At 43.7% G+C, this 22,680-nt stretch carries 25 protein-coding genes; all 25 read right to left on the bottom strand.

The window, feature by feature from the left end; genetic code table 11:
* A complete protein-coding gene (gene fliI, locus B1K52_RS14885) occupies positions 1-1,314 on the bottom strand; it encodes a flagellar protein export ATPase FliI (RefSeq protein WP_373022657.1) in 1,314 nt (437 codons plus the stop codon).
* Positions 1,311-2,057, bottom strand: coding sequence for a flagellar assembly protein FliH (gene fliH, locus B1K52_RS14890; RefSeq protein WP_179106570.1), 747 nt, complete (start codon positions 2,055-2,057; stop codon positions 1,311-1,313). Before fliH ends, fliI begins: the two co-directional genes overlap by 4 nt.
* Positions 2,050-3,063, bottom strand: coding sequence for a flagellar motor switch protein FliG (fliG, locus tag B1K52_RS14895; RefSeq protein WP_077309583.1), 1,014 nt, complete (start codon positions 3,061-3,063; stop codon positions 2,050-2,052). Before fliG ends, fliH begins: the two co-directional genes overlap by 8 nt.
* 15 nt (positions 3,064-3,078) lie before the next feature.
* On the bottom strand, positions 3,079-4,698 hold the full coding sequence (fliF, locus tag B1K52_RS14900) for a flagellar basal-body MS-ring/collar protein FliF (protein ID WP_077309586.1): 1,620 nt from the start codon (positions 4,696-4,698) through the stop codon (positions 3,079-3,081).
* 70 nt (positions 4,699-4,768) lie between these two features.
* On the bottom strand, positions 4,769-5,068 hold the full coding sequence (gene fliE, locus B1K52_RS14905) for a flagellar hook-basal body complex protein FliE (RefSeq protein ID WP_077309588.1): 300 nt from the start codon (positions 5,066-5,068) through the stop codon (positions 4,769-4,771).
* Between the two features lie 13 nt (positions 5,069-5,081).
* Positions 5,082-5,537, bottom strand: a complete 456-nt coding sequence (flgC, locus tag B1K52_RS14910) for a flagellar basal body rod protein FlgC (RefSeq protein WP_077309590.1) — start codon at positions 5,535-5,537, stop codon at positions 5,082-5,084.
* 2 nt (positions 5,538-5,539) lie between these two features.
* Complete coding sequence (flgB, locus tag B1K52_RS14915; RefSeq protein ID WP_077309592.1) at positions 5,540-5,938, bottom strand: flagellar basal body rod protein FlgB; 399 nt, start codon at positions 5,936-5,938, stop codon at positions 5,540-5,542.
* Between the two features lie 424 nt (positions 5,939-6,362).
* Complete coding sequence (gene codY / locus B1K52_RS14920; protein WP_077309595.1) at positions 6,363-7,139, bottom strand: GTP-sensing pleiotropic transcriptional regulator CodY; 777 nt, start codon at positions 7,137-7,139, stop codon at positions 6,363-6,365.
* Positions 7,140-7,155: 16 nt separating this feature from the next.
* On the bottom strand, positions 7,156-8,544 hold the full coding sequence (gene hslU / locus B1K52_RS14925; protein ID WP_077309597.1) for an ATP-dependent protease ATPase subunit HslU: 1,389 nt from the start codon (positions 8,542-8,544) through the stop codon (positions 7,156-7,158).
* Positions 8,545-8,555: 11 nt separating this feature from the next.
* Entirely contained in the window at positions 8,556-9,101 is a 546-nt protein-coding gene (hslV, locus tag B1K52_RS14930) for an ATP-dependent protease subunit HslV (protein WP_077309599.1), read from the bottom strand.
* Positions 9,102-9,117: 16 nt separating this feature from the next.
* Positions 9,118-10,026, bottom strand: a complete 909-nt coding sequence (gene xerC, locus B1K52_RS14935; protein ID WP_077309601.1) for a tyrosine recombinase XerC — start codon at positions 10,024-10,026, stop codon at positions 9,118-9,120.
* 346 nt (positions 10,027-10,372) lie between these two features.
* Complete coding sequence (gene topA, locus B1K52_RS14940) at positions 10,373-12,451, bottom strand: type I DNA topoisomerase (protein WP_077309603.1); 2,079 nt, start codon at positions 12,449-12,451, stop codon at positions 10,373-10,375.
* Between the two features lie 139 nt (positions 12,452-12,590).
* Complete coding sequence (gene dprA / locus B1K52_RS14945; protein ID WP_077309605.1) at positions 12,591-13,496, bottom strand: DNA-processing protein DprA; 906 nt, start codon at positions 13,494-13,496, stop codon at positions 12,591-12,593.
* A gap of 62 nt (positions 13,497-13,558) precedes the next feature.
* Positions 13,559-14,461, bottom strand: coding sequence for a succinate--CoA ligase subunit alpha (gene sucD / locus B1K52_RS14950; protein WP_077309607.1), 903 nt, complete (start codon positions 14,459-14,461; stop codon positions 13,559-13,561).
* 18 nt (positions 14,462-14,479) lie between these two features.
* Positions 14,480-15,640: an ADP-forming succinate--CoA ligase subunit beta gene (gene sucC, locus B1K52_RS14955; RefSeq protein WP_077309609.1), complete on the bottom strand. Its 1,161-nt coding sequence runs from the start codon at positions 15,638-15,640 to the stop codon at positions 14,480-14,482.
* A gap of 201 nt (positions 15,641-15,841) precedes the next feature.
* A complete protein-coding gene (locus B1K52_RS14960) occupies positions 15,842-16,117 on the bottom strand; it encodes an EscU/YscU/HrcU family type III secretion system export apparatus switch protein (protein WP_077309611.1) in 276 nt (91 codons plus the stop codon).
* Positions 16,114-17,877 carry a hypothetical protein gene (locus B1K52_RS14965; RefSeq protein ID WP_077309613.1) on the bottom strand — a complete coding sequence of 588 codons (1,764 nt, stop codon included), beginning with the start codon at positions 17,875-17,877 and terminating at the stop codon, positions 16,114-16,116. Before B1K52_RS14965 ends, B1K52_RS14960 begins: the two co-directional genes overlap by 4 nt.
* Positions 17,878-17,892: 15 nt before the next feature.
* Positions 17,893-18,669 (bottom strand): ribonuclease HII, encoded by a 777-nt coding sequence (locus B1K52_RS14970; protein ID WP_077309615.1) that lies wholly within the window; start codon positions 18,667-18,669, stop codon positions 17,893-17,895.
* Positions 18,670-18,747: 78 nt separating this feature from the next.
* The gene (ylqF, locus tag B1K52_RS14975) at positions 18,748-19,605 is read right to left on the bottom strand and encodes a ribosome biogenesis GTPase YlqF (protein ID WP_077309617.1); all 858 of its coding nucleotides are present in this window, start codon (positions 19,603-19,605) and stop codon (positions 18,748-18,750) included.
* A 15-nt stretch (positions 19,606-19,620) separates the two neighbouring features.
* Entirely contained in the window at positions 19,621-20,178 is a 558-nt protein-coding gene (lepB, locus tag B1K52_RS14980; protein WP_077309619.1) for a signal peptidase I, read from the bottom strand.
* Positions 20,179-20,257: 79 nt separating this feature from the next.
* Positions 20,258-20,602, bottom strand: coding sequence for a 50S ribosomal protein L19 (gene rplS / locus B1K52_RS14985; protein ID WP_077309621.1), 345 nt, complete (start codon positions 20,600-20,602; stop codon positions 20,258-20,260).
* A 128-nt stretch (positions 20,603-20,730) separates the two neighbouring features.
* Positions 20,731-21,459, bottom strand: a complete 729-nt coding sequence (trmD, locus tag B1K52_RS14990) for a tRNA (guanosine(37)-N1)-methyltransferase TrmD (RefSeq protein WP_077309623.1) — start codon at positions 21,457-21,459, stop codon at positions 20,731-20,733.
* The gene (gene rimM, locus B1K52_RS14995; protein ID WP_077309625.1) at positions 21,456-21,977 is read right to left on the bottom strand and encodes a ribosome maturation factor RimM; all 522 of its coding nucleotides are present in this window, start codon (positions 21,975-21,977) and stop codon (positions 21,456-21,458) included. The genes trmD and rimM overlap by 4 nt, the downstream gene beginning before the upstream one ends.
* A gap of 15 nt (positions 21,978-21,992) precedes the next feature.
* Positions 21,993-22,376 carry a YlqD family protein gene (locus B1K52_RS15000; protein ID WP_077309627.1) on the bottom strand — a complete coding sequence of 128 codons (384 nt, stop codon included), beginning with the start codon at positions 22,374-22,376 and terminating at the stop codon, positions 21,993-21,995.
* Positions 22,377-22,448: 72 nt separating this feature from the next.
* The gene (locus B1K52_RS15005; RefSeq protein ID WP_077309629.1) at positions 22,449-22,673 is read right to left on the bottom strand and encodes a KH domain-containing protein; all 225 of its coding nucleotides are present in this window, start codon (positions 22,671-22,673) and stop codon (positions 22,449-22,451) included.
* Between the last annotated feature and the right edge of the window lie 7 nt (positions 22,674-22,680).

Genomic DNA, 22,680 nt, shown 5'->3' on the forward strand with positions numbered 1-22,680 from the left:
TCATCCCTTCCCGAGCAGCTGCCGCATCGCCTGCATCGTGTCGCTGCGGTTGGTAAACTCATGCATGCCTTGCTTGAGAAATTCAAGAATCGGTTTTTGATACGTGATCGCTTCATCGATTTCTTGATTGGTGCCTTTTCGGTACGCACCGATTTGGATTAGCTCCCGATTTTCCTCAAATAAAGCAAGCATTGTTCGCAGTCGCTGTGCCAGATGATAATCTTCTTGATCTGTTATTTGCGGCATCACACGGCTGATTGATTTTAGAACATTTACAGCAGGAAACTGCCCCTGTTCTGCTAACTTACGATCCAGCACAAAGTGTCCATCCAAAATTCCGCGTACAGTATCTGCTATTGGTTCATTCATATCGTCCCCATCTACAAGCACAGTGTAAAAACCGGTAATAGCTCCCGTATCATTTGTACCGGTACGCTCGAGAAGTTTTGGCAGAGCTGCGAAAACCGAAGGTGTGTATCCCTTCGTTGTTGGCGGCTCGCCTGAGGCAAGACCGATTTCCCGCTGTGCCATTGCCACTCGTGTTACCGAGTCCATCATCAAATTGACATGCATTCCTTGATCACGGAAATATTCACAAATAGCAGTAGCTGTATATGCTCCTTTTATCCGCATGAGTGCTGGCTGATCCGAGGTGGCGACAACGATAATCGATCTTTTAATACCTTCTTCGCCCAAGTCTTTTTCAATAAATTCTCGAACCTCTCTCCCGCGCTCACCAATTAGAGCAATCACATTCACATCTGCACTCGATTTACGGGCAATCATACCGAGTAAAGTACTTTTCCCGACACCACTTCCGGCAAAGATGCCTACTCGCTGCCCTTGACCGACCGTCAGCATACTGTCAATAACTCGCACGCCTGTTTCCAAAGGCTGCAAAATCCGCGGCCTTGTCATCGGGTTCGGCGGGTTTCTATCTGTCGTAAATGACTTTAATCCCTTCGGAAGCATGCTGCCATCTAACGGTTGTCCTAACGGATCAATAATGCTGCCAATTAAGCCATGTCCAATCTTCACTGACAACGGTTGAGCAGTAGCTTCTACTAAACAGCCTGGACCTACATCCTTTAATGGAGCAAACGGCATGAGCAATACTTTTTCATCATCAAATCCGACGACTTCTGCCAGAAATCTTTCTCCTGAGTTCGAAGAAGGATGGATGTAACAAACCTCTCCAACACTCGTAACCGGTCCATGTGATTCAATCAGTAACCCGACAACCCGATGAATTCTTCCGTATCTTTTATACGTATCCATTTTATCAATTTCATCAAAGTAACGTTGTAGCATCAGACATTTCCCTCGCGTCTAATCTCGAACAGCTTGTCTCGCAGAACGGTCAGCTGGGAATCGATGCTGGCATCAATTCGGCCGTGCTTGGTTTCCAACATACATCCTCCTGCCTGCATATCGTGCTGTGGCAAAATGGAGATGTCGAAATCTTTCCCTGCCAAGACTGCGAGCTCTTCTTTCTGCTGTAACACAAGTTCATAACTATCCGGATGAACAAAGATGCGCACGTCACTTCGCTCTTTCCAATCAGAAATGGCACCTTTTACAAGCTGTACATAACGTTCTTTACCAGCCGTCAATTCTGCATGCAAAACTTTTTCTGCCAGTTTCAGCCCTAACTCGAGAACAGCATCCTCGCTTGCTTCTACTGTTGCTTCATAGTCTTGCTGTGCTAAAATTGCAAGCCGCTTCGCTTCGGTAATACTCGCTTGGTATGATTGAAGACCTTCTTGCTGTCCGGTGGCAAAGCCTTTCTGATAGCCTTCCAGCTGTGCTTGTTCCACGAGTTCCTGTCGATCCGTTTCCCATTGCTTTTTCTGTTCTTCAATTTTAAGTTTAGCAGCAGCTAACATCTGCTCCGCTTCCGCTTTGACTTCTTGAAGATGTTGATTTTGCAGCTCTTTCTTTGCCTGTAGATCAGCGTTATAGTTTGTGTCATCCATCACTTCAAAAGAAGTTCGAATTGGTTTCAATTCAATTACTTTTGACTCTTTCACTGCAACTGATTGCCAGATATTAGACAATGATGTCATCTCCTCCACCACGAGATATAACTATTTCGCCTACTTCCTCCAGTCGTCGAATCACAGAAACAATTCGACTTTGTGCTTCTTCCACATCTTTCAAGCGAACAGGTCCCATGAATTCCATTTCTTCTTTAAATGTCTGTGCCATTCTGTCAGACATATTTTGGAATACGATATCCTTCACTTCGTCACTTGCCACTTTTAGGGATAGTTTCAAGTCATCATTTTCCACTTCACGGATCACACGCTGAATAGCACGGTTATCAAGTGTAACAATATCTTCAAAGATGAACATTCGTTTCTTGATCTCCTCAGCCAAATCAGGGTCCTGGACTTCCAACTCTTCCAGAATGGTACGTTCCGTGCTCCGGTCTACTCCATTTAGCACTTCAACAACTGCTTGAATACCTCCAGTTTGGGTATAATCCTGGGTCGCCGTTGCGGATAGATTTTTTTCTAATATCTGTTCAACCTGACTAATAATCTCAGGTGATGTACTGCTCATCGTGGCAATACGCTTCGCTACATCAGCCTGCATGTCTTGCGGTAATTCAGACAAAATTTGACCAGATTGTTCCGCATCCAGATAAGATAGTACTAACGCAATGGTTTGCGGATGCTCGTTTTGAATAAAATTAAGTATTTGGGTTGGGTCCGCCTTTCGCGCAAAATCAAATGGTCTGACTTGCAAAGTGGAAGTGAGCCTGTTCATGATAGCAGCTGCCTCATCTGCTCCAAGTGCCTTTTCTAATACGGATTTCGCATAGCTAATCCCGCCTTGCGATATATAATCCTGAGCAATGGCAATTTGGTGGAATTGGTCAACAATGGACTCCTTTTCTGCACTATCTACTTTCTTAACAGAAGAAATCTCCAATGACATACGCTCAATTTCTTCTTCTGTTAAATGCTTATATACGTTTGCTGCCGTATCAGCGCCAAGAGAGATCATCAAGACCGCCGCTTTTTGTTTTCCTGTTAAACGTCCTTTCACAGCTGCCATTCCTTCATTGCTCCTTTAATCTTCAGCCATCCAGCTTCGCAATAATTTCGCGAAGTCTTCTGGTGACTCTTGTGCTAATTTTTCCAATTGTTTTTGCTTCATTGTTGCTTCTGTTTCCGGTGCATCATCAATTTCTTCCACATTAACTGTTGGGGATACAACTTCTGGTACGTCATCCATTTCACTTTCTTCGACTTGATTTCTTCTCGAACGAATCAGTATGAAGACTAATACCACTACAGCCGCTAATAAAATACCGCCAGCGATATAGGCCCAAATTGGGATTCCTGCTTTCGCTGCGTCATCAGCTTGTGTACCCGTACTCTTTGCAAATGGCTGGAACACAACTGAAATACTGTTTTCCGGATCGATAGCCTGTACCGCTTCTGCATCAACTGATGTGGACACAATGGAATTTAGAATCGAAGTGATACTTTCTTCAACCTCGGTTTGCTCTTGCGCACTCAGCTGTTCTGTCTCACCATTTTGTGCAGCTGTGTTTTTATTGCTGTCTACGGCTACCTGGATACCGATGTCTTGGATGCTGTATGGACTCTCTGTGATTTCTTTCTTGATCTTATTAAACTCATAGTTCACAGACTCTTTTACATTGTTATAAGCACCATCACCTGCTGTCTCTTCTTCAGCAGCGACGTTTGGAACCTCTTCTTGACCAGTTCCCGCTACGCCCGCTTCATCTCCAGGCTCACCTTCGTATGTTTCTGTGATGGTTTCTACACTCACTGGCAGACCTTCATTGTTTTCTTCATCTACTGGTTCAACCAGTTCTTCCGTACGTGTTTCCTGATCAAAGTTTATGTCAGTTGTTACGGATACGCGTACATTTTCGGCGCCGACCATAGCTGCGAGCATTTGCTGCACACGCTGCTGAAGTCCTTGCTCCACTTCCTGCTTGATGCCCATTTGATTTGTGTAAGCATCTCCGCCGCCGGATTGCGCTGTTTCCATATTGATGTATTCGAAGTCCTGGTTAGTGATAACGATATTATCCTCAGGAAGATTAGGTATCGTTTTCGAAACAAGTCGATACATTGCTTCTACTTGATTCGGCTGAAAATCGTATCCTGTTTCTGTGTTCAGCACGATGGAAGCGGAAGCTTCTTCCTGCTCATCGGTGACAAATACAGGGTCAGTTGGCTTATTAATCATCACTTCCGCACTTTTAATACCGTCTATATTCGTCAATAATGTTGCCAATTCCGTTTGAAGGGCATCCAGCTTGATAACATCAAATTCATTATCCGTCATGCCCCAGGATGCATTGTTACTGAAGAAGGAGTAATCAATGCTCCCTGTCTTCGGCAGTCCTTCAGCAGCCAAATCGACAAGCAATCCTTCTGCCTCTGTATCTGGCACAAGGATAGTGGTACCATTTCCTTCTAATTCATAGGTTACACCTTTAGCGTCCAATTCTTCCTTGATCTGCCCGGTCTCTTGCGCAGATAGGTCTTTGTACAGCGGCACCATCGTTTCTTTTGATGCAAAAAAAGATGTGATACCGATGATTAAAATCAGAAGAATTGGGGTACCTATTAGTAAAGCTTTTTGCCAGGCTGGTCTTGTTTGCCAGAAACCAGCCATTTTTTCTTTGTATTGAGCAATTTGCTGATTCATTTTGTTCCCCCAAAGCTAGGTCAAATTCATAACAACAGCATGTCTGATAAAACAAAAGATATTCCTTCTGTTACATAGACATGCGCATCATTTCTGTATAAGCGTCAATTGCTTTCCTTTGTACTTGAACAGCCGCATCCATCGCTACACTTGCTTTTTGAGACGCAATCATAACATCATGCAAATTATTGACTTCACCAGCTGCCAGCGCTTCTGTCATTTTATCCGATGCTTGCTGGGTTTCGTTTAAACTATCAATTGCTGTTTTTAGACGTTCGGTGAAACTGGATTGTGCTTGTGCTGGTGTAGCTTGTTTGACTGAAGATACGCCATTCAACCCGCTTAATCCGCTAATTCCTTCAACTGCCATGTTTTAACCTCCTTTATTTACCGATTTCCAATGCTTTTTGAAGCATACCTTTTGTCGCATTCATTGCAGTTACGTTCGCTTCGTAAGAGCGAGTAGCGCTAATCAAATCTGTCATTTCCTTTAGTGGATCGACATTGGGCATCGCGACATACCCTTGTTCATTTGCATCTGGTGATGTGGGGTTGTATACCATTTGGAAGGGTGTTTCATCTTCAGTAATCTCTGATACCCTAACACCGCTTGAGGCTTGCTTTCCGCCTTGTGCGCGTTCTAGAAAGGAAGAAAAAGTATTAGAATCGCGTGATTCCAGAGATACCATTTTTCTTCGGTATGGAACATAATTCCCATCTTCATCAATCGTTGCCCGAGTTGTCTCTGCGTTTGCAATATTGGACGAAACAACATCCATTCGCAGACGCTGGGTTGTAAGCGCGCTCGCACTCATATTCATAGATGAAAAAATCGTCACAATTAATTGCCTCCCTTAATAACTTTGGATAAGCTGTTGAATTTACCACTTATCCGATCAGCAAGCGCTTGGTAGTATAGTTGGTTATCGGCTAATTCCGACATCTCCTTATCTATATCTACGTTATTGCCACTGTTCATATAGGAAGTGCCTTCCCTTTTGGTTACTTGAAAAGCTGATGAACTTTCAGAACTGCCGAAAGTGAGGTGTTTGAGATTGGTACGCTTAGCAGAAAAAGTAGAATTCATTGTCTGCTGCAAAGTGTCCTTGAAGGAAACTGTTTCTGCCTTAAACCCGGGTGTATCGGCATTCGCTATATTATTGGCAATGGTCTGATTTTTAAGATTGGCATAATCCAATGAACGATCCAATTTTTGAATCGCCCCCCCATATAGGTCCATTGTCGTCCCTCCTAGAGTGCTATGTATATTGTCGAATTAGCTCTAATGTACAGGATAATTGTATTGAAAGGAGGTACGTGTGTCTATATGTTCTGTGATAAATTTCTTATATTTTACAAAATAGTCTAAGCATACTAATCCTATATACCTATTTCAATTACAGTAACTTACATATTTTGCGGATATTACGATATTAACTTTTTTGCACAACTGATATTAATCTACTAGGCAACTCATCTATCCTGCTTAATTACCTTTCTTTTTCTAGCTATCTGAATATATTTTACTAGACTAAAATATTTCTTTTCGAGATACATGTAAGGGTTTTCTTAAATTTTTATATCTTTCTAACAACTTTCTAGTATAAGAGTCACGCTTTTAATACAAAAAAAAGAAGCAGGGCTGAATACCTGCTTCTTTTTGATTAACTCGTATGTTTTTGTAGCTCTACTAAGAATTTATTGTTAAGAACTTTGATATAAGTTCCTTTCATACCTAACGAACGAGATTCGATAACGCCTGCACTCTCAAGCTTACGCAGTGCGTTTACAATAACGGAACGCGTAATACCGACACGGTCGGCAACTTTACTTGCCACAAGCAAGCCTTCACTTCCATCCAGCTCTTCGAAGATGTGCTCGATTGCTTCTAATTCGCTATAAGACAATGAACTAATCGCCATTTGTACAACAGCTTTACTGCGTGCTTCTGTTTCAATTTCCGCTGATTTTTGATGAAGTATTTCCATACCTACTACTGTTGCACCGTATTCTGCTAGAAGTAGATCATCATCACTGAAGTTCTCTGCGATTCGGCTCAAAATCAAAGTACCAAGACGCTCTCCACCGCCGATAATTGGTACAATTGTTGTTAATCCGCCTTGGAAGAGATCTTTATTCTCGACAGGGAACGCTGTGTATGGGCTGTCGATATCAATATTAGCTGTTGTCTGCTGAATTTGGAATAAACTATCTGTGTATTCTTTCGGGAACTGTCTTTCTTCAAGCATTTGTTTCATCCGGTCATTTTCAATTGCCTGGTTAATGCTAAACCCGAGCAGTTTACCGCGACGACTGACAATGAAAGTGTTACTCTCAATAACTTGCTGAAGTGTTTCCGACATATTATTAAAGTTAACAGCCTTTCCTGCTGTCTTTTGCAGCATAAAGTTTATATCTCTTGTTTTATCTAATAATTTCATGTTGTCCTCCTGTGATTTATAAAATATACTGGCTTAAATCTTTATTCTTTGCAATGGACGCCAGTTTGTCATCTACGTAACTTGGTGTAATCTCTATGGTACCCATGCTGATATCTGAAGCTTCAAAGCTCAAGTCCTCCAGCAGCTTCTCCAAAATCGTATGAAGACGACGAGCACCTATATTATCTGTTTCCTGATTCACTTCAAAAGCCACTTCTGCTAGTCTGGTAACAGCTTCGTCTGTAAACACAACATTTATACCCTCTGTTTCCAATAACGCTTGATATTGTTTCAGCAGCGCATTGGATGGCTCGACGAGAATTTTTTTGAAGTCCTCTACAGATAGTTTTTCTAGTTCTACACGGATTGGGAACCTGCCTTGCAATTCCGGTATAAGATCAGAAGGTTTTGCCATATGAAAGGCACCTGCTGCAACGAACAGGATGTGATCAGTCTTCACCGGCCCGTACTTTGTTGTAACAGTCGACCCTTCGACGATAGGAAGAATATCACGCTGTACACCTTCACGCGATACATTGGCGCCTTGATCTCCCTTAGCAGCTACTTTATCTATCTCATCAATAAAGATAATACCGGACTGCTCTACTAACTGCACAGCCTCTTGTGATACTTCATCCATATCAATCAGCTTTTGTGCTTCCTGCTGCACGAGCAGCGGGCGCGCTTCGGATACCGGCAGCCTGCGCTTTTTCTTTTTCTTTGGCATGAACTGACCGAGTGCATCCTGCATATTCATCCCCATCTGTTCCATTCCGGAGCCTTGGAGCATATCAAACATGGATGATTGTTGTTCTTCGATTTCGATGGTCACCATTGTATCTTCCAATTCACCCATCTCAAGCATACGCTTTGTGCGTTCACGCTTCGATTCTGTCTCTTCGGAAGGTTTTTCATCTTGCTCTTCGTGCTGCTGCTGATTGAAGAGCATCTCGAGAGGATTTTTAAAGTTGTTATGCTGCTTCTTTGTTTCTGGCACAAGCAGTTTCACAAGCCGTTTATGCGCTTGCGCTTCCGCCTTCTCGGTCACAGATTCCAGTTTGTTTTCCCGTACGATTCTGACAGCTGCTTCAACTAAATCACGGACCATGGACTCTACATCACGTCCGACGTAGCCAACTTCGGTAAATTTTGTTGCTTCAACTTTAACGAATGGCGCATTGACAAGCTTTGCCAGTCTTCTGGCAATCTCTGTTTTTCCCACACCCGTCGGACCAATCATCAAAATGTTTTTCGGCGTTATCTCATCACGTAAGTCACTGCTTAGCATCATGCGGCGATAACGGTTCCTAAGCGCAACAGCAACCGATTTCTTGGCACTTTTCTGTCCAATAATATACCGATCCAGCTGCGCCACAATTTGTTTTGGTGTCAAATTCGTTTCCATTTTAACGCCTCCTATTCCAGAGTTTCCAACGTGATTTGATCATTTGTGAATACACAAATTTCTCCAGCAATCTCCAAGGCTGCACGAGCAATTTCAGCAGCAGACTTTTCTTCGGAATATCTTTTCAGCGCACGGCCGGCACTAAGGGCGAAATTACCGCCGGAGCCAATTGCCAAAATATCGTCATCTGGTTCAATTACTTCTCCAGTTCCGGAAACTAGAAACATCTGCTCTTTATTCATGACGATGAGCATTGCTTCAAGTTTTCGGAGCACTTGATCGCTCCGCCATTCTTTTGCCAATTCTACAGCGGCGCGCGCAAGATTGCCATTATAGGCCTCAAGCTTGCCCTCGAACTTCTCAAACAGTGTAAAAGCATCTGCAACGGAGCCCGCAAAACCTGCCAGCACCTGTCCTTTAAATAGTCGTCTGACTTTCTTCGCTTTATGCTTCATGACTACTTGATTGCCAAGTGTTACCTGTCCATCTCCCGACATCGCACACGTACCTTTATGGCGTACGGCGAAAATCGTGGTCGCATGAAATTCCGAACTCATGTTTAGTCCAACTCCTTTATTCCCGATTCGCTCTCGGATGGCTATTCATATATATCGTACGCAAACGATCTTTTGTTACATGCGTATAAATCTGTGTAGAAGATAAATGCTCATGTCCGAGCAACTCCTGCACTGCACGCAAATCAGCACCTTCATTCAGCATGTGCGTGGCAAAAGTGTGGCGCAGCTTGTGCGGATGCAGGTGCATATGTACAGCGGACTGCTCCACCAATTTATTCAGAATGAGACGAATACCCCGCTCTGTTATCGGTTTTCCTCTGCTGTTCAGAAATACTTTATCGGTGTTTTCTTGCGATTTCTCTAAAAGACGTCGGCGGCCATCCTCCACATAGGTCCGGATTGCTTTCTCCATAAAGCTGCCGAACGGAATATACCTCTCTTTACGCCCTTTCCCTCGCACTAGCACAGTGCCAATGGACAAATCGATATCATCCAAAGTCATACCAGCACATTCACTGACTCGCATTCCTGTTCCATAGAGAGACTCCAAAATAGCTTGATCCCGCTGTCCTAAAGGCGAATCCAGGTCGGATGCCTCAAACAGCTTATCAAGTTCCTGTTCATAAAGAAAGCTCGGTACATAAGCTGGCGCTTTCGGTTGTACAAGACGTAAAAATGGATTAGCTGAAACAACGTCTTCGCGTTCTAGAAACTTATAAAAAGCACGCAAGCTGGATATCTTCCGGGAAACAGTTCGTCTGGAAAGCTTACGATTATATAATTGCGTAAGAAACACGCGGACAACACCAGGATCAACCTGTTCAAACTGAATTGCTTCCGTTTGAAGGAAATCAAGGAAAAAATTCACATCATTCAGATAATAGTAAACGGTATGCGAAGAAGCATGCTTCTCCACTTGCAAGTACGATTTAAACGCTTGTACGTACTGTTCTGCTTTTTTCAATTTGATCTCCCCACTTCAAGCGTATAAAGCTTATCATAACTGCGAGCGCATAAGCAAACGATAATAGCAAGTTGTGGCAAAATTCTGAAATAGAGTCCATGCTGACCAGCAAAGCTTGTGATTGCTTCTGCTTCGTTGGCGGTCCATTTATATCCATTACTGTCTATATGCATCTAGGCACTTCGCTTGTACCTCTCAAGTGTCAAGCAAAATCCCTTTCCAATCCGTTATTATAGACCTCGTGCAAAACTGTGTCAAATTATTTCCCGTATATATTTTCATTTTCACTAACTCTTAACAGTTTAAACAAAAACTCCGACTTATCAAAAGCCGGAGTCTGTGTGCCCTACTGCTGCACTTCTTCTTTATAATCACAGCTGGAGCATGTAATTTGTGTGCCTTTCTTCGCTTTCTTTTCGACAAGCATCGAGGAGCATTTTGGACATGGTCTGGATATCGGTTTGTCCCAGCTGAGGAAATCACAGTCAGGATAACGATCACAACCATAAAATACCCGATTTTTCTTCGACTTACGCTCTACAACTTCGCCCTCTTTACATTTCGGACATGTTACACCGATTTTCTTCAAAATTGGCTTTGTATTCCGGCAGTCCGGGAAGTTGGAGCAAGCCAGAAATTTACCGTAGCGTCCCATTTTATATACCATCTCATGGCCGCATTCTTCACAATCGATGCCGGCTGGTTCATCGCGTATTTCGATTTTTTCCATTTCTTGCTCGGCCTTTTCCAATCTTGTGTCAAAGCCTTTATAAAACTCATCGATAATGGTAACCCACTGCGTCTTGCCATCTTCTACATGGTCAAGGTCTTCCTCCATCTTAACAGTAAACTCTAAGTCAATAATCTCCGGGAAAAATTCCTTAAGAATATCAATCACAATTTCGCCTAGTTCTGTTGGAACAAAGCGTTTATTATCTAGTGTTACATAGCCGCGGCGCTGGATTGTATCCAATGTCGGTGCAAATGTGGACGGTCGTCCAATTCCCTGCTCTTCCATCGTACGTACGAGCCGCGCCTCTGTATAACGCGGAGGCGGCTGCGTGAAATGCTGATTCGGCGTAATTTCTTCTGCTTTCACTTGCATGCCTTCTTCCAGATTTGGAAGCATTTTATCTTTCTCGTCCTTATTATCATCATTTCCTTCGACATAGACTTTCATAAACCCTTTAAATTTCACTTTCGACCCGGTAGCACGAAACTCGACACCCTCATTGATTAAGTGCACAGTCATCGTATCCAAAACCGCTTGTGACATCTGGCTTGCAATAAAGCGTTCCCAGATAAGCTTATACAGTCTGAACTGATCACGAGAAAGAATTGCTTTCACACTATCTGGATGTCGAAAAGCAGATGTCGGACGAATACCTTCATGGGCATCTTGGGCGCCTTCTGTTTTCTTCGCTTTCGCTCCAGCTCCGAGGAATTCCTCGCCGTAAGTTTCTTTAATGAAATTGGCTGATTCTTCCTTCGCTGTATTAGAGATTCTGGTAGAATCGGTACGCATATAGGTGATTAAACCGGTAATGCCGCCTTCTTTCTTCCCTAAATCGATACCTTCATACAGCTGTTGCGCAACCATCATCGTTTTACGAGCACGGAAGTTCAACTTACGAGCTGCTTCCTGCTGCAGAGAAGAAGTTGTAAAAGGAGCTGCTGGGTTTCGCTTACGTTCCCGTTTGTTCACTTTATCTACCTGGAAATCATTACCGCTCAATTTCCCAATAATTTCTTGCACTTCCTCTTCAGAGGCAAGGCTGACCTTCTCGCCGTCCACTCCGTAAAATGCTCCTTCAAAGCTATTTTTACCGGATTGGAACGCTGCATCAATTGACCAATATTCTTCAGGAATGAATGCTTTAATTTCATTTTCGCGATCCATAATCATTTTCACGGCCACAGATTGGACACGGCCGGCACTTAATCCTTTTTTCACTTTTTTCCAAAGCAAAGGGCTGATGTTGTAACCAACAAGCCGATCCAAAATTCGACGTGCTTGCTGTGCATCGACCAGATCCATATTAATGCTGCGCGGATGCTTGAAGGATTCTTTAATAGCATCCTTTGTAATTTCGTTAAATACGACGCGGCAATCTGAATTTTCATCTATATTCAGGCTATGCGCAAGGTGCCAGGCAATTGCCTCTCCCTCGCGATCGGGATCGGCTGCGAGATACACTTTTTTCACTTTCTTAGCAGCACTTTTTAATTCTTTCAGCACAGGACCTTTTCCGCGGATAGTTATATAACGAGGCTCAAATGATTCTTCGACGTTGATACCCATCTGACTTTTAGGCAAGTCACGAATATGTCCCATAGATGCTTTTACTTTATATTTTTTTCCTAAATATCGTTCAATTGTTTTCGCTTTTGCTGGAGATTCCACGATTACAAGATAATCTGCCATATTGTTTCCTCCCAAGAGGTTTTTCTTTTCTGTTCTCTTTTTGTATATTGTTTGATAAATCTTCCCTATTATTGAATACTTATCTTCTGTTTGTCAAACATAACTTGCTATTTTTTGTAATATAAGAGCTTTAAAAATGCTAGTTTCTACTATTATAGTGTGCCCAATTTGTCTTATTCTGTTCCCATTCCTCAAGCAGCTGTCCTGGTTCAAAAATAATTCCAGCTCCCTCTGAAATCATTTGATGACAGCCTGCTGTTTGGGCGTTGAGTGGATCACCTGGTATGGCAAAAACTTCCCTTCCTTGTTCAAGTGCATGCATCACCGTATGCATGGAGCCGCTTTGCTTTTTCGCTTCCACAACGATGGTGCAAAACCCCAGCGCACTAATGATTCGATTGCGTTCTGGGAAATGATACTTGCGTGGCGGCTGATCAGGGTAATACTCACTAATCAGCAGCTGTGACTCTGCCATTGTCTCGAATAATTTCTTATTGGATAGCGGGTAAATATGCTGTAAACCGCTGCCCAGAACAGCAACGGTGCTTCCATGAACGCGTAATGCAGCATGATGAGCCATGCTGTCTATTCCCTTGGCCATACCGCTAACAATTGTCCATCCAGATGATGCTAAAGGCTCTAGTAAATATGCTATCTTCCCTGGGGCAGCAGCTGTGGGCTGACGGCTGCCGACAACACTGACAGCAGGCATTTGGTCAAGAAGCTCAAGTCTGCCAGCACCGTACAGTACAAGCGGTGCATCCGGAATAGTCCGCAGAATAGCTGGGTAAGCTGCATCTAAACATGTTATCGTATGAAAAGTTTGCACAGCTTGTTCGATTGCGTACCGATGAGAAGCGTTTTGCAGTGCGTGGAATAGTTTACCAGCAAAAGTCTCAGAGAGGTGGTAGTGCAGCCTCAATTCCTGTGAGGATGCCTGTAGGAGGTTATCCAGTTGAGGATCGCATGCGAGGATATGCCGCATGACCTTGCGCCTTCCTTGCAGCACACGATGTAACAATAACAATCTTTCCCGTTTCTCCAATATCTCACTCCTGTCTCTTAAAAAGATAAGAAAGCGGGCCGACTCATCGGCCCACTTTCATCTTAATGTGTCTGACAGATTTCGTACAGCCCTTTTTCTTTTAGTACTTCAATTAGCGTTTCACCCATAACAGCAGGTGTATCCGCAACCTTCACACCGCATGCTTCCAAAACTTTCATTTTTTCAGCTGCAGTACCTTTCCCGCCGGAAATGATTGCCCCAGCATGTCCCATTCGTTTTCCTGGAGGTGCTGTTGCGCCGCCGATAAAGCCTACTACCGGCTTTGTCATATTATTACGGATCCATTCAGCAGCTTCTTCTTCTGCCGTACCGCCAATTTCTCCAATCATAATAACAGCTTCCGTCTCACGGTCTTCATTGAAAGCTTTTAAAACATCAATGAAGTCTGTGCCATTTACCGGATCTCCACCAATACCGACAGCTGTGGACTGTCCAATACCTGCTTGTGTAAGCTGATGCACAGCCTCATACGTAAGGGTGCCCGAACGGGATACAACACCAATATGACCTTTTTTATGGATATAGCCTGGCATGATGCCGATTTTACATTCGTCAGGTGTGATAACACCTGGGCAGTTCGGTCCTACCAGTCTTGTATGCTTGCCTTCCATTGCGCGTTTCACACGTACCATATCCATAACTGGAATATGTTCCGTGATGCAGATTACTAAGTCTATCTCTGCATCTACAGCTTCCAAAATTGCATCGGCAGCGAATGGAGCCGGTACATAAATAACCGAAGCAGTAGCTCCAGTTTCGTGTACAGCCTCTTTCACTGTATTATAAACCGGTACGCCTTCCACTTCCGTACCGCCTTTTTTCGGCGTAACACCCGCAACGATTCGGGTACCGTATTCAATCATCTGCTTTGTGTGGAATAATGCAGTTGAACCAGTAATACCTTGTACGAGTACTCTTGTATCCTTATTAATGAAAACACTCATGTATTTGTACCTCCCCCGTTAGTTTACAAGTGCAACGATTTTTTCAGCCGCATCAGCCATGGAAGATGCTGAAGTGATATTCAGACCGGATTCTTCCAACAGCTGCTTGCCTTGTTCTACATTCGTACCTTCCAGACGCACAACAAGCGGAATGTCCAACCCGACTTGACGAGATGCACCAATGACACCTTCTGCTATTACGTCACACTTCATGATGCCTCCGAAAATATTAACCAAGATACCTTTTACATTTTGATCGGCCAAAATGATTTTAAACGCCTCGGTTACTTTTTCCGTTGTAGCACCGCCCCCAACATCGAGGAAGTTAGCGGGATCTCCGCCGTAATGTTTAATAATATCCATTGTGGCCATGGCAAGACCAGCTCCATTTACCATACAGCCGATATTCCCATCTAAGGAGATATAACTCAAGTCATATTTTGACGCTTCAATTTCTTTTTCGTCTTCTTCGTCAAGATCGCGAAGTCCAGCGATGTCTTTATGTTTGTATAATGCGTTTTCATCAAAGTTCAGTTTAGCATCCAGCGCCAATACCTGACCGTCGCCTGTCGTAACAAGCGGATTAATCTCGGCAATTGAGCAATCCTTCTCCACGAAAGCCTGATACAAACTCATCATGAAGCCGACAGCTTTATTTAAGGACTCTGGCGGAATATTAATTGCAAATGCCAATCTTCTAGCTTGGTAGCCAGTCAAACCGACAACAGGGTCAATCGTTTCTCGGAAAATCTTTTCCGGCGTCTTTTCAGCAACTTCCTCAATCTCCGTGCCGCCTTCTTCAGAAGCCATCATGACGATACGGGATGTGCTGCGGTCAAGTACAAGACCGATATAATATTCCTTCTGGATATCACAGCCCTCTTCTATGAGAAGCCGTTTAACTTCTTTCCCCTCAGGGCCTGTTTGATGCGTCACAAGCGTTTTGCCTAAGATTTCCTCCGCATATGTACGAACTTCATCCAAGCCTTTCGCTACTTTAACACCGCCTGCTTTACCGCGTCCGCCGGCGTGGATTTGCGCTTTGACAACGCATACATTTGTGCCTAAGCTTTCAGCTGCTTCCACAGCATCTTCGACACTAAACGCCACTTTACCAGCAGGAACAGACACACCAAATTCACGTAAAACCTCTTTGCCTTGATACTCATGAATATTCATTCTGTACCCTCCCCGTCAGATTCCGTGCAAGACTATTGTAAACGATTTCTTTTAGGAATGTCTACCAAAAACTATAGAAAATACAGAATCTATATAAAACTTATAAGCACATATGAAGAAGAGAGTGCAGGTTCCAATAAAGATTTATGAAAATGCTTTCATAAGAGAATTTATGGAAAAAAGCATCCTGCAGTAGGATGCTTACTCTCCCGCCTGTTTGTCCGCTTGATAGATAAAAGCAAAAACTTCTGCCACAGCTTCGTATAAATCTGCCGGAATTGTATCGTTTACCTTTAATTCGCTTAATAGACCTACCAATGCAGGGTCTTGCTGGATTGGGACACCATTATCTTCGGCACGCTTGATTATAGCTTCAGCGGTTAGACCGTGCCCACTCGCTGTAAGCACAGGGGCGCGCTGCTTCGCTGCATTATATTTTAAAGCTGCTGCTTGGCGTACAGGATGCTTGTCTGTCATATCCGGAAATCGACTCCTCTCTGTTCAAAGGATACGTTTGGCTTCGCAGCAGTATACTGACTGCCTGTATTAGCTTTTCTCGACAAAGAATATTTTACAGAGGAGAGATGATAGCCGCTATTTTCTAATGCTGCCTTCAACTTGTTCTGCAGCGGCCGCATTGCAATCTCTGTTGCTTCAGATTGTGTATAAATATGCAAATTAACTGTCTTTTTCTGCACAAACATGTCAACTGCCAGCTCTTTCAGAACCGGCATATCCAGATAGAACATGATCCGGCAATGTTCTGCAGATAATTGGCCATCAGCTTCTTTTCTGCTCTCGATGTCCAGGAGCATATCCTTGTCCAGACCAAACGGTGCACCAGGCAATTGCAGCTGAATATAAGCCATTTGCTTGTCATCTTGAACTTGCAGCAGCTGACTGCCAGTAATTTGCTGCAGCAGCTGAGAAGATAGCTCTGCTTTCTCGGCCCCTGATGCATAATGCTGAAGAAGCAATCCTTTTAAAGGCAGCTCCGTTACAGCATGTGCCAAATCGTGTTCATAGGAAAATCCCGTCACCCGAAACACGTCTTGCAACAGCACTTTAAAAAATGCACCATCTTTGCTTTGCTCATTCCGCTGCGCCAACTGGAGAAGCTGCAGCATGTCTGAAGTTTTTGCCAACAGTTCCTCATGCTTCGGGTTGCTGTTTGTGAGCATTTCTTGTAATTTCTGAGATGTTGAGACCATGTTGAACGCATCTAACGCCTTGCTTACGCTGGCTTGAACATTTTGTGCTAGTGGCTGGTCCGGGAACATACGAAGCAGCTGCTGCGCTGTAGAAAGTGCTGTTTGAGCATTTGACTGCGCAGCAGCAATCGGTTTCGCAGCCTGTTGTATTTCTTCCATAAATGATTGCAAAGCAACCGAGAAAGGAATTTTGCCTTCTTTCGAAAAGCCGTTTATGACTAATTGCTGCAGACTTTGCATATCCATTGCTTTTAGTGTCTTTGCGTCAAAAGTCAGCCACTTCTCTTGCCACGTGTTATATGCTGGCGGATTGGAGGAAAAAAATGGTCGAATCGCTTGATACGTATCCTGCTTTCCTGATTTCACTTCGTGGACGATCTGCTGCACAAGCTGTGCGTTATTTCCTATGGCACTACCAGGCGCCAATTTACCAAGTACGTTCTGAAGAGGCAAGTTTATCTTTCCGTCCGCTGGTGAAGCTTGCGCCAGCTGCCGTATGGATGCTGTCATATCCATCGTTTGACGTGCTGTGATTGCTTGCAGCACATTTGCTGATAGCGGCAGCTGTCGTTTTAGCATGACTTGCAATGCTTCTTTGCTGACATCTATTACGCGTGGCTCCTGCTGCTGAAGAAGCTGTAATGCTTGTTTCAACTCTGGCATCGTAAAAGAAATTTGCTGTTTTCGCAGTGTTTCTACAAAGCTGCTAGCCGTGCTGTTTACCTTATTGCCAGTGAACTCAATTAAACCTGCGATACTGCTATGCTTTTGCACTGTTTGCGGAAGCACTTGCAGCACTGGGCGCTCGCCGCCTTCTTTTACTTCAAACCAATAAGTACCCCCAGCTGCTAACTGCGTTTGTAATTCCGCAATCACCTGCTTGGCACCAATTTGCAGCAGCGCTTTGTTATCAGGAAAAAACTTATTGATTTTGCCTGTAACAATTTCACCTGCTCGCAGTGTTTTTTCCTGCTGCTGTGTTGCTTGCATAAGCCTCCCGGCCGCTTGAATTGATTGTTGATACATGCTGTCGCTTCCCTTCTAGATGCGGGAAAGTTCCTTCACAGGACCAAAAGTTGTCCGATGAAGAGGCGTTGCTCCTTGCGAATGCAAAGCTTCAAGATGCTGCTTTGTGCCATAACCCATATTGTCTTTAAAGCCATAGCCCGGGTATTCTCTATCAGCATCTTTCATGAGCCGGTCGCGTGTTACTTTGGCAATAATGCTGGCAGCCGCAATACTTACACTCCGCTGATCTCCTTTAATAAGCGATTCATGAGAACATGACAATGTATCCAGCGGCATGGCATCAACCAACACATGATCAGGCTGTTGTTCCATTGCTTCGACAGCTTCCATCATTGCTTGCTTTGCAGCTTGATAGATATTAATCTCATCGATCCGCTGACTGGAGACAATACCTACCCCATACGCGGTGCAAGAAGCAATTATTTGCTCATATAATGCTTCCCTTTTTGCTTCACTTAGCTGTTTAGAATCATTTAATCCGGCTATGTAGACTTCTCTCGGTAAAATAACGGATGCTGCAACGACCGGCCCAGCAAGTGGCCCCCGGCCCGCTTCGTCGATGCCAGCTATATACTTTTTCCCATCTGCGTAACGAGCATTTTCAAAGCTGCACATCTCGGTGTATAAATCCCGAAGCTCTTTTTCTTTCGCTTCTTTTCGTTGATGTGTCGCTATCAGCTTTTGAACACCTGCACGATGGTCTTCCTGCCAGGAAGTGAGCATCTCATTTGAATACGTGCCTTCATGTAAATGCGTGCGTATTTGCTGAATCGTCAGTGCGTCTTTCATAAAACTATCTCCCTTTTCTCTGTTTATCGGTCAACAAAGCAAAAAATAAAGACATACATAAAAAATATGTATGTCCAATTATTCTGCTGCTGGTTTTTCAAATGTAACATTAGCTATTCGCTTACTGCGAAGGTCACGAATAACAATTTCGTACGTTTTTTCATAGTTAATCATACCGCCGCCTTCAAGAGCACCGCGCATACGTCCAATATGCGTGAACATCTCCACTACGTCAATTTCAGCAAGATTATCAATTCCGTATCTTTCGGAAAGTTGTGCTGGATAATGTTCTTTTAAATAGGAAAGGATGAATGTCGCTACTTCTTCCATCGGCAAAATTTGATCTTTAATTGTACCAATTGCAGCTAACACAAGGCCTACTTGCGGATCTTCAAATTTCGGCCATAAAATCCCTGGTGTATCCAGCAATTCGAAATCTTTCTTTACTTTGATCCATTGCTGCTGCGTAGTGACACCTGGCCTGTCGCCTGTCTTGGCAATTTTCTTGCTGGCAAGCCGGTTGATTAATGTTGATTTGCCTACATTCGGTATACCAATTATCATTGCGCGGCCGGGAGGAGGATTTTGCAAGCCTTTGCGTTTCCATCTTTCCCGTTTGGCTGCATGCATGTCGTGTGCTCGCTGAATAACACGCTGCACGTCACCTTTTTCATCCGCATTAACAGCAAGTGCCGGAGTTCCTTGTTCCTCGTAATAACGAATCCAAACATCTGTGACCGACTTGTCTGCTAAGTCTTTTTTCATGAGTACAACCATTTTTGGCTTATTGCCGAGTACTTTTCTGAGCATCGGATTTTGCGATGCCTCTGGAGCTCGTGCATCAACCAGTTCAATGACAAAGTCCACGAGCTTCAGTTTTTCTTCTACTTCTCTTCTAGCTTTGGCCATATGACCGGGAAACCATTGAATCGTCACGAGAATATGTTCCTCCTAATTAGTCAGACCGATGCGATTTAGCGGCCAGAAAGTCAGCTGTACTTTCCCAACAATCTGTTCCTCGGGTATTAGCCCAATGTATCTGCTATCGGTTGAGTTTCTGCGATTATCCCCGAGTACGAGTACATAGCCTTCTGGAATCTCCTCGTAATTACCCGGCAAATCTTCAAGCGTGAAATCATTGGTCAAATTACCGCCGTCTGTTAGCGCCTCTTTCTCGCTTTCCAAATACGGCTCTTCCACAACTTCACCATTTATATATAAGGTATCGTCCATCATTTCAACATGATCGCCCGGGATACCAATCACACGTTTTATATAATCTTTCTCTTCCGTAGCATGGAAAACAACGATATCTTTCCGTTCCGGATCATGCAGATGATAGCTGAGTTTATTTACAATCATAAAATCATTATCATGCAATGTCGGCTGCATGGAAGGCCCGTCAACTACAATCGGGGCAAACAAAAACATCCGAACCACAACAGCAATGATAACAGCAATGACTAGTGCCTTTAGCCAATCCAGCCACTCGTTTTTTTGTTTGGCCATGCAGAAGCCTCCAATTGTCTAATAAAATGTCATAATAGCAAAAAAAGAGCTTGACGAAGCAAGCTCTCTTTTCTGGTACTTAGCGGATTTCTTTGATACGAGCAGCTTTTCCGCGAAGTTTACGTAGGTAATAAAGTTTTGCACGACGTACTTTACCACGACGGCTAACTTCAATTTTATCCAAACGTGGGCTGTGTACTGGGAAAGTACGTTCCACACCAACGCCTGAAGAAATCTTACGTACTGTGAAAGTTTCTGAAATTCCACCGTTTTGACGTTTGATTACAACGCCTTCAAATAGCTGGATACGCTCGCGAGTACCCTCTACTACTTTAACGTGTACTTTAACCGTATCTCCGGCACGGAATTCAGGATGATCAGCGCGAAGCTGTTCTTTTGTAATGTCATGAATTAATTCCTGCATTCTGTTCAACTCCTTCTCACCAATGCTCATTCTCGTATAAACGACAGCGGAACATTGTAATATGATGCCTACCGTTGTAAGCACAGCATTAAATATATCATATTTACTTCATGAATTCAAAGCATTATTTAATCTTTTTGCCACTTTTTCACTTGGTCCCGTTCTTTGTCGGACAGTGCTGCATCTGTAAGCAGGTCAGGCCTTCTTGTAGCAGTTCGATACAGCGATTGTTCCCGGCGCCAAGCTTCGATTTTACCATGGTCTCCTGATGTAAGTACCTCTGGCACTTGCATACCGCGGAAATCCGCTGGACGTGTATAATGCGGATGCTCCAATAAGCCAGTCGAAAACGAATCTTCTGGGGCAGATGAGGCATTACCTAGTACATCTGGCAATAATCTTACTACACTATCGATAACAGCCATTGCACCGATTTCTCCGCCTGTAAGAACATAATCACCAATTGAGATTTCATCCGTTACCAGGTTTTCGCGAATGCGTTCATCATATCCTTCGTAGTGACCGCATATAAAAATCAAATGCTCTTCTTTCGCTAATTCTTCCGCTTTCTTTTGGTTGTACGGTTCCCCCTGCGGACACATGAGTACGACACGAGGCTTAGCAGCTCCTTCTGTTACATGCTCAATCGCATCGAAGATAGGCTGCGGTGCCAATACCATTCCTGCCCCGCCGCCGTATGGATAGTCGTCAACCTTTTTATGTTTGTTTGTTGTAAACTCTCGGAAGTTCACTAAGTTTGGCTGAAAAGCACCAAGTTCCTGTGCACGCTTTAAGATGGAATGCTGCAGCACACCTTCGAACATTTCCGGAAATAAAGTTAATATATCAATTTTCATAGATCCAGTAATCCTTCCATTGGCTCAATGACAATTTTCTTTGCATCTATGTCGATATGTTTGACGACGTCTTCAATATAAGGCAATAGCAGATCTTTCTGCTTCACACGTTGCACAACCCATACATCATTTGCTCCAGGTGAAAGGATTTCTTTCACTTTACCGAGCATTTCTCCTTCAGTTGTTTCGACAGAGCAGCCAATAATCTCGTGGTAATAGAACTCATCTTCTTCTAGTTCACCAAGCTGATCCTCTCGTACTTTAAGGATACCGCCTTTCAATTCTTCCACTTGATTGATATTGGTATACCCTTGGAATGTAAGCAGATCAAATGACTTGTGCTTTCGGTGCGTTTGAATAATTAGCTTCTGCGGCTTGCTGTTTTCATCTTGAAACCAATAAAGCTCCTGGCCAGGCTCAAACCGTTCTTCAAAATCGGTTATCCGAACAACACGGACTTCACCGACAACTCCATGTGTATTAACAACTTTTCCTACATTAAACATGTTTATATCCATCATATCTCACCTTTATTATTCGATCCGGATGACAGTACCATCCTGGATGACGATTTTCTGTGTTGTAAGCTCGTCCCACTTCATGCCTACTTCAACTTCAACAAGAGCTTCAACCTCTTGGACCAAAATCTCACTGCCAATTGGCAATACGTCCAGCTGACTGAGCTGGAATTCAATCGAAGCTCTTTTTTCCTGCCGCTTTCTAATTTCTGATTGGAAACGGTTATGTACATCTTGTTTGGATACACCTTGTTTCTTTTCTAGTTTCCGTTTCTCGAACAACAGCTGTTGACTCTCTTGGTCAAGTTGATGCGCAGCCTTTTGAAGACGCTCTCTGATTGCTGTTTTGCTGGATTCAGTAATCACTTCATCGACGCGCAGTTTTCGGATGATCTTCATTGGACACCCCCGGCTTTCTGCTGGCAAAACTTTTTTACATGGTAAAAAAGGGAAAGGTTTCCCTCTCCCTTTTTACCTAATATCCAGATAAATGCGTTTTCCGTAATCAGCGCCCGCCCGCAGCACCGTACGCAAGGCACGTGCGTTGCGGCCGTCCTTGCCGATCACTTTGCCAATATCAGATTCATGCACGTGAAGCTGATAGGTAACCTTATGCTGCTCTTCCTGTTCGTACACGACGATTTGCTCAGGAAAATCAACAAGCGGAGCAACCATCGCTTCAATGAGTGCTTTCAGAATCGAT

This window comes from Terribacillus halophilus (assembly GCF_900162685.1).
Classification (GTDB): Bacteria; Bacillota; Bacilli; order Bacillales; family Amphibacillaceae; genus Terribacillus; species Terribacillus halophilus_A.